Source organism: Myceligenerans salitolerans (genome assembly GCF_017349295.1).
GTDB classification, from domain to species: domain Bacteria; phylum Actinomycetota; class Actinomycetes; order Actinomycetales; family Cellulomonadaceae; genus Myceligenerans; species Myceligenerans salitolerans.
The window spans coordinates 22666-35180 of record NZ_JAFMPK010000020.1 but is presented as its reverse complement, the minus strand read 5'-3'; the positions used below and the strand labels follow the sequence as shown (position 1 = coordinate 35180).

Sequence of the window (12515 nt, the reverse complement as noted above, 5' to 3'; positions counted from 1 at the left end):
GTGACCAAGACCGCGCCCCGCGAGTCCGTGCCCCGTCCGGACCGGTACAGGATCCGGCGCGACGCCGGCCCGCGTGGCGTGCGCTGGTGGACCGAGGTGGGCTGGCGGCACGTGGTCGGGATCGTGATGGTCGTGATCTGCGTGGTCCCGCTGCTGTACGTGATCTCGGCCTCGCTCAACCCGTCGGGGACGTTCACCGGGTCGAACCGCCTGTTCAGCGAGGTGGGCCTGAACAACTACGCGGAGCTGTTCGAGTCGCGCTACTGGCGCTGGTTCGTCAACTCGTTCGTCATCGCCACGACGACGGCGATCGGGACGGTGCTGATGGGCGGTGCCGCGGCGTACGCGTTCAGCCGCTTCCGCTTCTCGGGGCGCCGTGCGGCCCTGACCACCCTGCTGCTCGTGCAGATGTTTCCGCAGATGCTGGCGGTCGTGGCGATCTTCCTGGTGCTCCTCACCATCGGAGACGTGATCCCCGTGCTGGGCACCAACTCGACGCTCGCTCTCATCGCGGTGTACCTGGGCGGCGCGCTGGGGGTCAACACGTTCCTCATGTACGGGTTCTTCAACACCGTGCCGCGTGAGATCGACGAGGCCGCGAAGATCGACGGGGCGGGCCATGCCCAGATCTTCTGGACCATCATCCTGCGGCTCGTGTCCCCGATCCTCGCCGTGGTGGGACTGCTCAGCTTCATCGGGACGTTCGGCGAGTTCATCATCGCGAAGACGGTGCTGCAGAGCCCGGACCGGCTGACGCTCGCCGTCGGCCTCTACCAGTGGGCGTCGGACGAGCGCAACGCTCCCTGGGGGTTGTTCTCGGCGGGTGCGGTGCTGGCGGCGGTTCCCGTGGTGGTGCTGTTCCTGCTCCTTCAGAAGTACATCGTGGGCGGGCTCACGGCGGGCTCGGTCAAGGGCTGAGGCTCTCGGGGGCGGCGGCGACCAGGTGCAGCTCGCCCGGCCGGAGGTCTAAGCCGTCTCGCGGAGGGCGCGGCGTTCGCCCTCGATCTTCGTGAGTTCGGCGAAGGCCGCCTGGTACGCCTCGAAGTCGGCGGCCGGGTCGAGGCGCTGCAGGCGGCTGCGGGCGTGGGCGATGCGGCGGTTGAGCCCCATGTCGACCAGCCTGCGGATCACGCCCTCGACGAAGCCCGGGACGGCGGCCTCGCGGTCCTCGGGAAGGTCCACGACGGCCAGCTCCGTGACGATCGGGGCGACCGTCTCCGGGGCGCGGTCCAGGACCTCGTCGACCCATGCCGCCGGGCCGACCGCCTTACCGGTCACCGCGCCACCCGCCGCGACGACCGACTCGTGGACCGTACGCCAGGCGGGGGTCAGGAAGGCGTCGGACCCCAGCTCGTCGAACGCGTCCGGCACGTGCTGCGGGTACTGGAGCACGACGGCGAGAGCGAGCCGCTCGGCACGCGCCACGGGGTCGCGCGGGTCCGGCGCGGGGATGCCCGACGGCACGGCCGCCGCCGGCCCGCCACCCGGCGTGCCCGGCCCCCCCTCGCCTCCGGGGCGCCCGTCCTGGGCGGTGCCTGCCCGACCGCGCCCGGACGGCAGGTCGCCGCGCCGGCCCGACGTCGTCGCACGCTGCGACGGCGTGTTCGCCGCCCGCTTCACCTCCTGCGCGACCGTGCGTTCGTCCATGCCGAGCCAGCCCGCGAGCATGCGGGCGTACTCGGGCCGCAGGGCGGTGTCACGCATCCCGGCGACGCGGGGCGCGGCCTTGCGCAGCGCTCCGACGCGTCCCTCGGCCGTGTCGAGATCGAACTCCTTCAGATCGGTCTCGATGACGAACTGGAACAGTGGCGTGGGCTTCTCCACCAGGGCCTTGACCGCCTCGGGGCCCTTGGCCACGCGCAGGTCGCAGGGGTCCATCCCGTCGTCGGCGACGGCGACGAAGGTCTGCGCGTAGAAGCGCTGGTCCTCGCCGAAGGCGCGCATCGCGGCCTTCTGCCCGGCCTCGTCGCCGTCGAAGGTGAAGACGACCTTGCCGCCGAGCGTGGTGCCGGACCGGAGTTGCATGCCTCCACCCGCGGCCGTGTCGCCCATGAGGCGCCGCAGGACGCGTGCGTGTTCCGCGCCGAACGCGGTGCCGCACGTCGCGACCGCCGTCGTCACCCCCGACAGGTGGGCCGCCATCACGTCCGTGTACCCCTCGACGACGACGACCTGCTTGCGCTGTGCGATCTCCCGCTTGGCCAGGTCGATCCCGTACAGGACCTGCGACTTCTTGTAGAGCGCGGTCTCGGGGGTGTTGAGGTACTTGGGTCCGTTGTCGTCGTCGAACAGCTTGCGGGCGCCGAAGCCGATCGTCGCTCCGGTGACATCGCGGATGGGCCAGACGACGCGCCCGCGGAAGCGGTCGTACACACCGCGCTGCCCCTGGCTCACCAGGCCGGCGGCGAGGAGCTCGTCCCGTGTGTAGCCGCGTCCCTGCAGGTGGCGTGTCAGGTTGTCCCACCCCTGGGGTGCGAACCCGACACCGAAGTGCTCCGCGTCGGCGCGTTCGAAGCTGCGCTCCGCGAGGAGCCGCCGTGCGGGGGCCGCGCCGGGCGTCATCAGCTGCTCCGCGTAGAACTCCTGCGCGACCCGGTGCGCGTCCAGCAGGCGCTGGCGCTTCCCGGGCTCCTCGCGTGGCCGGGCCGGGCCGCCGTCCTCGTAGCGCAACTGGACGCCGACCTTGGCGGCCAGGTGCTCGACGGCCTCGGCGAAGCCCATGCCGTCCATCTTCATGAGGAAGGTGAAGACGTCCCCGCCCTCGCCGCACCCGAAGCAGTGGTACCTCCCGACGCTGGGCCGCACGTTGAAGCTGGGGGAGCGCTCGTCGTGGAACGGGCACAGGCCCTTGAGCGAGCCCACGCCCGCGGGCTTGAGCGTGACGTGGGCCGAGACCACCTCGTCGATACGCGCGCGCTCGCGGACCTCGTCCACGTCCTCGCGCCTGATGATCCCCGCCACGCAGGTGAGTCTATGCGGGCACGACGGCGGTCGCGCCGCGTTTCAAACCTGGATTTGTCGGACTACACGTGTTCGATACTCTTTGCCCAGAGTTCGGTCGCGGGCCTCCCGGCCCGCGACTCTTTGCTGGAGAGGGAGAGAATGGTCAAGCTCGGTGGAGGCAACCTCCGGTACCGCAAGCGGCTGTCGCTGGGGCCGCTGAAGTTCAACATCACCCAGAAGGGCTTGTCCTCGATGAGCATCAAGCTCGGCTTCTGGACGTGGAACTCACGCACGAAGAAGCACTCGCTCAACCTCCCTGGCGGCCTGAGCTGGTACAGCAACTCCAAGTGACGCTCCCGGTCCGGGGTGGTGCGGCCCCGCCGGGTCAGGCGACCAGGTCCGCGACGGTGCGGTGCTCCTTCGGGAACAGCGGGCCCACCAGGATCTTGTCGAGGCCCGGCAGCCGCATCGCGCGGAATCCCCAGCGGCGCAGCAGGAGCTTCGCCGTCGTCGCCGGGACGAACCAGTCCGCCGCCCGGTCCCGGGCGTTCGCCTGGACGCCCCCGGCCATCGGGCGCCAGAGGCGCTCGTAGTCGGCCAGCCCGTCGGCGACGGTGCCTGCCCGGTGCAGGCGCTCGGCCAGCACGTATGCTCCCGCGACGCCGAGCGAGGCGCCCTGGCCCGCCACCAGGGACACCGCGTGCGCGGCGTCGCCGACGAGCACCACCCGGCCGGAGTGCCACCGAGGCGTGTCGATCTGCGCGACGAGGTCGTAGTAGATCTCGCCGGGCGGCGGGCAGTGCGCCAGCGCGCGGTCTGCCAGACGCCCGAGTCCGGCGTACTCGTGCCGCAGGACCTCACGCGGGTCGGCGGGGAGGTCCAGGTCGGGGGTGCGGTGCACGGCGAAGACGGCGACCTGGTCGTCACCGACCCCGTAGAAACCCATCTGGCGGTTGAGCGACTCGGTGAGCACGAACTGCCGGCGGACCTCCTGGTACATCTCGGCGTCCCGGAAGACGTAGGCGCCGGTGTGCATCCCGAGCGGGCGTACGTCGTCGCGTCCGGGACCGAACACGAGCGACCTCACGGCCGAGTGGATGCCGTCGGCCCCGACCACCAGGTCCGCGGCCGCGACCGTGCCGTCGGACAGGTCGACCGTCTCGTCGCCGATCCCTTCGATTGTGGTTCCGTAGCGCAGTTCGACCGCGCCGGGCAGGGTCTCGCGCAGCATGCGTTCCAGGGCGGGGCGCATGATGCTCACGATCTCCCCGTCGAGCGCCTGGGTGAACCGGTCGTAGTGCAGCCCGACCGTGGTGCGGCCGCGGGAGTCGATGTACCGGAACTCGTCGACGGGGCTGGCCGCCTCGCGCAGCCGCGGGAGGAGCCCCATCGCGCCGAGTGCCTGGAAGCCCGGCCCGAAGAAGTCGATCATGTAGCCCTGCTCGCGGGGCCCCGGCGCCGAGTCGACCACGACGACCTGCCACCCGTGGTGGTGCAGCCGGTGGGCGGCGGACAGGCCGGCGATGCCGGCCCCGCACACGATGGCCTTCATCCTTGCTCTCCTTCCGTCGTGGCCGCGCCGGGGCGGCCGGTGCCCGCGGCGAGCTGCCGCAGGACGGGCGCGATCGTTCCCGCCGAGAGGCCGGGGTCGAGGCCCTTGTGCAGCATGAAGCCGTCCAGCGCCGCGAGGACGACGGCGGCGGTCGGCTCCGCCGCGGGATGGCCCGCGCGGTCCAGCACGGCGGCGACGTCCCGGCGGAAGGCGAGCATGAGCTCGGCCATCTGCGAGTGCAGCACCGGGTCGCGGGTCGCGGCGAGGTAGGCCTCGACGAAGAGGAGGGACTCGGGGTCGTCCGCCGCGTACCGGTCGAGACCGGTGAGGAGCCCCTCGATGCCGTCGGCGGGATCGTCCGCACGGGACAGCCAGGCGGCGGACTCGTCGAGCGTGGTGCGCATGCCCTCGATCGTGGCCTGGCGCAGGAGGGCAGGCAGGGACTCGAAGTGGTAGTGCACCAGGCCCGCCCGTACTCCGGCCCGCTGGGCGAGGTTCCGGGTGCTGACCGCGCTCCAGCCGATCTCGCCGATGAGTTCGCGCGCGGCGGTCAGGAGCCGGGCACGAACCGCCCGGCCCCGGTCGGCACTGGTCGGCGAGGACACCGGTCCCTCCTTGGGCGATCGACTTGGGCGAATGACCAAGACGATAGCGCGCCCGTCGTCCGTCCCGCAAGGGCCACCGGACGAGGGCGAGTGACCGAGCGCGAGAACGCCGGGGCGGCGGGCCGGTGTGGCCCGCCGCCCCGGCGTCGTCGGAGGGCTCGGTGCGTCAGCCGATCGTTCGGTGCGTCAGCCGATCGAGCAGGCCGCCCCGTTGAGAGTGGCGGACGACGGCGTCGAGGGCCCGCCGTTCGCCAGGTACCCGAACGTCGCGCTGCCGCCGGCCGGGACGGAACCGTTCCACCCGGTGTTCGAGAACGTCACCGTGGCGCCCGTCTGCGCGTACGTGCTGTTCCACGACTGGGTGACGGTGTCCCCGCCCGGGAAGGTGACCTCGAGGTCCCACGAGGACACGGCGGTGTCCGTCGTCACCTCGCCGGCACCCTGATAGCCGCCGTCCCAGGAGTTCACCGACGTGATGCTGACCTCGCAGCCTCCCGGCTCCTGGGTGGGGTCGGGGGTCGGCGTGGGCGTCGGGTCGGGGGTGGGCGTGGGTGTGGGCTCCGGCTCGCCGTCGCCCTCGCCGAAGACGACGTCGGAGCAGCTGTAGAACGCCTCCGGGCTGTCCGAGCGCTCCCAGATCGAGTAGATGATGTGACGCCCCTGCTTGTTGGGCAGGGTCGCGTTCCAGTAGTACTCGGCGCCCTCCGGACCGCTCTGGGTCGGCGGGTCGTACGCGACGTCGAAGGGCTCCGGCTCCAGGTCGGACCACGTCAGCGGCTGGCTCGGGTCCCAGCCGTCCCGGGTGACGTACTGCATGAACTTCCCGGGATGGGCCGCCCACGCCGAGTAGCGGAACGTGACGTTCTGGCCGGCGGCCACCTGCGTCGTCGGCCAGTCCGTGCCGCCGGGGCGCATGCCCGCGAAGTCGGGGCCGGGGCCGCAGAGGTTGCCGTCCGGAATGATCTCGCGGTGCCGGTCGCCGGCGTCGGAGATGAGATTGCCGAACCAGTTGTAGAACGCGTAGTTGCCGTGCTGCTGCAGCGCCGCGGCGCACTTCGGGTTCTGCGGGTTCAGGCCACCGCCCTCGCCGTTGTCGATGCCGTCGCGATAGCAGGCATACGTCCGTGACTCGGGGAACAAGGGGGTGCCGTGCGCGCCCGCCGTGGGCGGCGCCGGATCGGCCACCACCACCAGCAGCGCCCCGAGAAGTGCGAGCGCCGCGGCCATGACCACCGCGCGCACCCGCGTGACTTTCTTCGTTGTCGCCGTCACTCGTCTCCACTCCTTCGTCGGTACGAGTTGTCGCCCCAGAGTCCGACGGCGGGGTGCGGGCGCGGTAGGCGCTGAACCGTTTAGCCCGGCTCCTGGGGCCAGTCCTCGGGCAGGATGTCGCGAGCGCCCTCCGGTGCGGCCGCGGCCAGGCGCGCCAGCACGTCCAGGAACCGGGCGACGTCGTCCTCGGTGCCGATGACCGCGCGGAGCCGGCGGTCGAAGTCGACCGCCGCGTCGCGGAGCCGCGAGAAGAGGCGGGCGCCGGCGTCGGTGACCTCGACGTGCTGCACCCGCCGGTTGTCGGGCACGCGGGTTCGGGTGATCAGCCCGTTGTCCTCCATGGCGCGCAGGTGGTGGGTGAGCGTCGCCTCGCGGATGCCGACCGCGCCGGCCAGTTCCCGCTGGGTGCGGGGCGGGCTCGTGCCGAGCGCGAGCAGGATGTGCCACACCTGCCACGAGGTGCCGTGCTCCAGCAGCATCGCGTCGAACCCGCGGATGAGCGGCTGGGCCGTCTTCCACAGGGTCACGGCGACCGGACGCTGCCCGCGTGGGGGCGGGACCGGCTCCGGCGCGGCGGCGGCAGGTTCGGCGGGCGTGTCGCTCATGGGCCGAGCCTAGCCAGGAAGCCCTTGCCTTCTAATCCTTCGAGATCTAATCTTTTGTCGAACGTGTGTCCCAGACCTGGAGGATTCCGTGTCCATCGCCTCGCTCCACCCCTCTCTCGCCGCGCTCGCCGAGACCTTCGGCGACCGCGTGCTCACCCCGGGCTCGTCGGGCTTCGACGCGCTCGCGGCGCCGGTCTTCGCCGGCGCGCCCCGCGTGCCCGCGGCGCTCGTGCGGCCGCGCACGACCGCCGAGGTGTCCGGTGCCGTCCGGGCGGCCCGCGAGGCGGGACTGCCGCTCGTCGTCCGCTCCGGCGGACATTCCTACACCCGTGCCTCGCTGGTCGACGGCGGTGTGGTGCTCGACCTGCGCCTCATGGACGAGGTCCGCATCGACACGGAGGCCCGCACCGGGCATGCCCAGGGCGGCGCGTCCGCCGGCGCCTATACCGCCGCGGCGGCAGAGCACGGACTGGCCACGGGGTTCGGCGACACCGGCACGGTCGGGATCGCGGGCCTCACGCTCGGCGGGGGGATCGGGTTCCTCAGCCGCCGCGACGGGCTGACCCTCGACAACCTGCTCGGCGCCGAGGTCGTGCTGGCCGACGGCGAGGTCGTCGAGGCGGGCCCGGACGAGGAGCCCGACCTGTTCTGGGCCCTCCGCGGCGGGGGTGCGGGGACCGGCGTCGTCACCCGGCTCGACCTGCGGCTGGCGCCCACGTCCGAGGTGGTCGGCGGCCTCCTCGCGTGGCGCGCGGAGCCCGGCGTGCTGTCCGACGTGGTCGCGGCCGTCGCCGCGGGCCCCGACGAACTGTCCGGCATGGTGAACGTGATGCTCGCTCCGCCGGCGCCCTTCCTGCCCGGCGAACTGCACGGCAAGCCCGTCGTCATGGCGCTGGTGTGCTTCTCGGGCGCGCCGGGGGAGGCCGACGGCGCGCTGGCCCCGCTGCGAGCGCACACGCCGGTCGTCGACCTCGTCGCGCCCAAGCCGTACCCCGCGATGTTCGAGGGCGGCGGTCCCGAGGTGGCGGGCCTGCGCGGGGCGATCGCGACCGGCTTCGTCCCCGTGCCGGGCCCCGAGGCGGCCGCGGTGATGATCGACGCGGTGGGCGACGCCGATCAGCCGCCGGCCGTCGTCAACCTGCGGGTGATGGGTGGGGCGATCGCGCGGGTCGGCGCCGGCGAGACGGCCTTCGCCCACCGTGACGGGGCGGTCATGGCGACCGTCGCGGGGATGACGCCGGATCCCGGGAAGGAGGCCGGCGTGCGCGGCTGGGTCTCGGGCACCGCCGCCCGGGTCGCCGTGGACCGGGGTCCGGCCTACGTGAACTTCCTCGGCGGTGCGACCCCGGAGGACCTCGCGCGGGCCTACCCGGGGGAGACCGGCCGGCGGCTGCGGGCCGTCCGCGAGCGGTACGGGTCGCTCGGGACAGCCGTCTGACCGGGGGTGGGAGCGGCGGGTATGCGGCGTCCGGGAATACAACGTGCCCTGGGCAACCTTGTACGGGGAGTGCACACCCTGATCGCCGTCGGCGCGGAGGCCGCCGCATGACCTCCGCCGCTCCCGCCCAGCCCGTGACCCGCCGCAGTGTCGGCCTGCGCTCCGAGCGCGGCCCGATTCTCGGCTCCCTGATGCTCGCGGCAGCGCTCGTCGCGCTGGACGCCACGATCCTGGCCACCGCGGCCCAGACGATCGCCCGCGAGCTCGGGGGCTTCGAGCGGCTGCCGTGGGTGTTCTCCGTCTACATGCTGGCGCAGGCGGTGAGCGTGCCCGTGTACGGGCGCCTGGCCGACGTCCTCGGCCGCAAGCGCGTGATGCTCGCCGGCATCGGGCTGTTCCTGCTGGGCTCGGTGCTGTGCGGGCTGGCGCCGTCGATGACCTGGCTCATCGTCGGGCGTGTCGTGCAGGGACTCGGCGCGGGTGCCGTGATGCCGATGTCCATGACGATCGTGTCGGACGTGTACACCCTCGCCGAGCGCGCGAAGACCCAGGGCTACCTGGCCAGCGTCTGGGCCATGTCCTCCGTGGTGGGCCCCACCCTCGGCGGCGTGTTCTCGCAGTTCGCCTCCTGGCGCTGGATCTTCTGGATCAACGTCCCGCTGTGCCTGCTGGCCGCCGGGATGCTGTGGCGCAGCTTCCACGAGTCGGAACGCGACGGGGAGCGTGAACCGATCGACTACGTCGGCGCGGTCCTGCTCACCGCCGGCAGCACCGCCCTGCTGCTCGGCCTGCTGGAGGGTGCGTCCCTGCCGCCCGCGCTGACGGCGGGGCTGTTCGCCCTGGCCGTCGCACTGCTGGGCGGATTCGCCTGGTGGGCGCTGCGTACCGCCCACCCCGTGTTCGACCTGCGGGTACTGCGCCGCCGTGTCATCGGATCGTCCACGGGAGCCGCGCTGATGGTCGGCGTCATCGTGCTCGGGCTGTCCACGTACATCCCCATCTACGCGCAGGGCGTGCTCGGCGTCGGCCCGCTGGTCGCCGGGTTCGCCCTCGCCGCGATGATGCTGGGCTGGCCTCTCACCGCGACGTGGTCGGGCAGTTTCTACCTGCGGATCGGCTTCCGGGCCACGGGCTTGATCGGCTCGACGCTGGTGATCGCCGGGTCCCTTCTCGCGGTGTTCCTCCTGGGCGAGAACTCGGCCGTGTGGCAGGTGGCCGCCACCACGTTCTTCATCGGCGCCGGGATGGGGCTCACCGCCGTGCCCACGCTCATCGCTGCCCAGACCAGTGCGCCGTGGCACGAGCGCGGCGCCGTCACCGGGATCAACATGTTCTCCCGTTCCCTCGGCTCCGCCGTCGGTGTGGCGGTCTTCGGCGCCATCGTCAACGCGCACGCCCAGGTGGGCCCGGACGGCACGCCGGAGGGTCCCGGCCTCGCGCAGGCCATGCACCTGGTCTTCATCGCGACGGCGGCGTGCGCGGCACTCATGCTCCTGGCGGTGGCGCTCATGCCGAAGGACAGGCCGGCGCCGGCCGAGGGGTAGGCGCCTTCCCTGGCGTTCTCCGCGAGTTCATCGTCCGGCAGAGGCGGGTTCAGGCAGCGGGCCCAGTCTGGGACGGACCCGCCGACGCGGGCCCGCACCACCCGGAGATTGGACCACCCGTGCACCCCACACCCACCGTGCCCGCACGCACGAGCCGGACGGCTCGCCGCGCCGCGGGTACCGCACTCGCCCTGCTCGGCCTCCTCGCCCCGCTGACCGTCGCACAGACCGGCCCCGCGGCCGCGGACGCCGCCGCCGCGGCCGACGACACCGCTGTCAGCGGAACGGCGGAAGACGCCGCCTCGCGCTTCACCCTCGCGGTCCTCCCGGACACGCAGTTCTACTCACGCTACTCCGGCGACCAGTTCGTGCCCCGTTACGGCTCGGACCCCTACCAGGTGCAGACCGAGTGGCTGGCCGACGTCCAGGACGAGCTGCGCATCCCGTTCACGACGCACCTGGGCGACGTCGTCGACCGCGCCGGCGTCGAGAACGAGTGGCGGGTCGCCGACACCGCGATGAGCACCCTCGAGGCGGCGTCCCTGCCCTACTCGATCCTGCCCGGCAACCACGACGTCCGGAACTCCGACGACCGGCTCACCGACGAGGACTACGACCTCGACGCCGAGCCGTACCTCGACTGGTTCGGCCCCGAGCGCGCGGTCCGCAACGAGACCTACGGCGGCAGCGACCCGACCGGGCTCAGCCAGTACCACGTCTTCGAGGCGGAGGGGCAGCAGTTCCTCGTGCTCGCCATGACGTGGCGTGCGTCGGACACCACCATCGCCTGGGCGAACGAGGTCATCGACAGGCACCCCACACTGCCCGTCATCCTCACGACCCACTCCCTGATCGACGTCGACACCGACGGCACCACGGCCAAGGACACCGAGTACGGCCTCACGCTGTGGGACGAGCTGATCGCCCCGAACGACCAGATCTTCCTCACGTTCAACGGCCACTTCCACGGCGCCGCCCGCCAGACCCGGCTGAACGACGCCGGGCACGAGGTCACCCAGATCCTCATCGACTACCAGATGGCGTACGACGGCGGGAACGGCTACCTCGGCCTGCTCGAGTTCGACCTGACCAACGACCGCATCTCCATGCAGACCGCCTCACCCTGGGTCACGTGGAAGCCGCAGGACTCCCTCACCGCCTACGACCAGCCGTTCCTCGAAGGCCCGAACCAGCAGTTCACGATCGACATCGACTTCTCCGACCGGTTCGGCGGCTTCGCCCCGGAGTTCGGCCCCGGCACGCCCGACGAGCCGTCCCTCACGCAGCGCGCTCGTGACCTGCTCCTCGACGGGTTCACCGGCCCCGACCCGGTGACGACCCAGCCGCCCGCCTCCACCGGCGACTACCCCCGCGTCGACGGCACGCTCGCCCACTGGCGCTTCGGCACCCTGGACGGCGTCCTGCCCGAGAACGCCGTCGTCCCCGACGTCGCCGGCGACAACGACATGCACCGCGTGCCGATCAGCGAGTCGGGGTCGCCGACGGCGCACGTCGAGGACGTCACCGTCACCCACGACCAGGTCCACCCGCTCTCCTCCGACGGCGCGGCCGTCTGCTTCGCCGACTCCGACAAGACGGCGCAGCGCCTCAGCTACCTCGCCACCGACGCGGACGCCCCGGTGAACGACGTCGACCTCGCCGACGGCTACACGATCGAGACGTTCCTGAAGATCGACGGCGGCTTCACCGAGGACACCAACGCCTGGATGAAGGCCCTCGTCCGGTCCGGCAACCGCTCCCGGCTGCCCGGCATGCCCTGGTCGCGGTGGGACTACACGGCCTCACCCGTCGCACTCGGCCTGTCGAACCTCAAGGAGTTCCAGTGGACCGAGGTCCCCGTCGAGACCACCAAGGGTGACCGCACCGCCTGGTCCGGCGAGATCATCCTGGACCGCTGGGTGCACGTCGCGCTGGTGAACGACCCGGCCGACAGCACCACCACGATGTACGTCGACGGCGCACCCGTCCTGCGCAACGCCGGCGACACCCTCGGGCACAGCATCGAGCAGGACATGCCGTGGCTCATCGGCACCGACTGGGTCGACGACCACGCCACCAACGGCTGGCACGGCTGCGTCGGCGAGACCCGCGTCATCGACCACCCGACCGGCCCCGAGGAATGGCTCACGGGCCGCGCCGACCTCGGCGGCCTCGCCGTCGACCTGTCCGACGGCGACCGGGTCCGCCACCTCCGCGAGGTGACCGGCACCGGCGTCCCGGGCGCCACCGTGGACGTCACGATCGAGCCCACCCGCCCGACCTGGCCCTGGGCCGGGCACCGCGACGACCGGGACCACCGGGACCGGGACCACCGGCCCTGGCCGCCCGAGAACCGCCGGATCACCACGGTCGTGGACGACGACGGCACGTGGTCCGCCCGCGTCCACCCGCAGCTCCGGAAGGGCGAGCACACGCTGCGTGCCACCCAGTCCCTGGGCGACCGCGAGTCGGCGCCCGTCGAGGCGACGTTCACCGTCACCCGGCGTCCTGGCCACCGTGGCTGACCCGGCACGCGGTACGGCCGCCCGCCCGGGC

The 12515-nt window shown here is 72.4% G+C and carries 10 protein-coding genes; 5 read left to right on the top strand and 5 right to left on the bottom strand.

What is annotated here, in order from left to right:
* Nucleotides 1–918 (top strand): sugar ABC transporter permease, encoded by a 918-nt coding sequence (locus tag J0911_RS03165; protein WP_443677259.1) that lies wholly within the window; start codon nt 1–3, stop codon nt 916–918.
* Nucleotides 919–966: 48 nt separating this feature from the next.
* Here J0911_RS03165 and dnaG read toward each other — a convergent pair whose 3' ends face one another.
* Nucleotides 967–2961: a DNA primase gene (dnaG, locus tag J0911_RS03160; RefSeq protein ID WP_207274016.1), complete on the bottom strand. Its 1995-nt coding sequence runs from the start codon at nt 2959–2961 to the stop codon at nt 967–969.
* Nucleotides 2962–3102: 141 nt separating this feature from the next.
* Here dnaG and J0911_RS03155 point away from each other — a divergent pair, with 141 nt between their 5' ends.
* Nucleotides 3103–3294 carry a DUF4236 domain-containing protein gene (locus J0911_RS03155; RefSeq protein WP_123813808.1) on the top strand — a complete coding sequence of 64 codons (192 nt, stop codon included), beginning with the start codon at nt 3103–3105 and terminating at the stop codon, nt 3292–3294.
* Between the two features lie 34 nt (nt 3295–3328).
* On the opposite strand, the gene J0911_RS03150 is transcribed toward J0911_RS03155, so the two are convergent.
* The 4 genes from J0911_RS03150 to J0911_RS03135 form a co-directional block, all read right to left on the bottom strand.
* A complete protein-coding gene (locus J0911_RS03150) occupies nt 3329–4495 on the bottom strand; it encodes an FAD-dependent monooxygenase (RefSeq protein WP_207274015.1) in 1167 nt (388 codons plus the stop codon).
* Nucleotides 4492–5100, bottom strand: a complete 609-nt coding sequence (locus tag J0911_RS03145; RefSeq protein ID WP_207274014.1) for a TetR/AcrR family transcriptional regulator — start codon at nt 5098–5100, stop codon at nt 4492–4494. The genes J0911_RS03150 and J0911_RS03145 overlap by 4 nt, the downstream gene beginning before the upstream one ends.
* Nucleotides 5101–5286: 186 nt before the next feature.
* A complete protein-coding gene (locus tag J0911_RS03140) occupies nt 5287–6372 on the bottom strand; it encodes a lytic polysaccharide monooxygenase auxiliary activity family 9 protein (RefSeq protein ID WP_207274013.1) in 1086 nt (361 codons plus the stop codon).
* Nucleotides 6373–6452: 80 nt separating this feature from the next.
* Nucleotides 6453–6977, bottom strand: a complete 525-nt coding sequence (locus tag J0911_RS03135) for a MarR family winged helix-turn-helix transcriptional regulator (protein ID WP_207274012.1) — start codon at nt 6975–6977, stop codon at nt 6453–6455.
* 88 nt (nt 6978–7065) lie between these two features.
* Between J0911_RS03135 and J0911_RS03130 the strand changes: the two genes are divergently transcribed.
* The 3 genes from J0911_RS03130 (at nt 7066) to J0911_RS03120 (ending at nt 12484) form a co-directional block, all read left to right on the top strand.
* Nucleotides 7066–8415 (top strand): FAD-binding oxidoreductase, encoded by a 1350-nt coding sequence (locus J0911_RS03130; protein ID WP_207274011.1) that lies wholly within the window; start codon nt 7066–7068, stop codon nt 8413–8415.
* A 107-nt stretch (nt 8416–8522) separates the two neighbouring features.
* Entirely contained in the window at nt 8523–9959 is a 1437-nt protein-coding gene (locus J0911_RS03125; protein ID WP_207274010.1) for an MDR family MFS transporter, read from the top strand.
* Nucleotides 9960–10078: 119 nt separating this feature from the next.
* Nucleotides 10079–12484 (top strand): metallophosphoesterase, encoded by a 2406-nt coding sequence (locus J0911_RS03120; RefSeq protein WP_207274009.1) that lies wholly within the window; start codon nt 10079–10081, stop codon nt 12482–12484.
* The last annotated feature ends 31 nt before the right edge of the window (nt 12485–12515 follow it).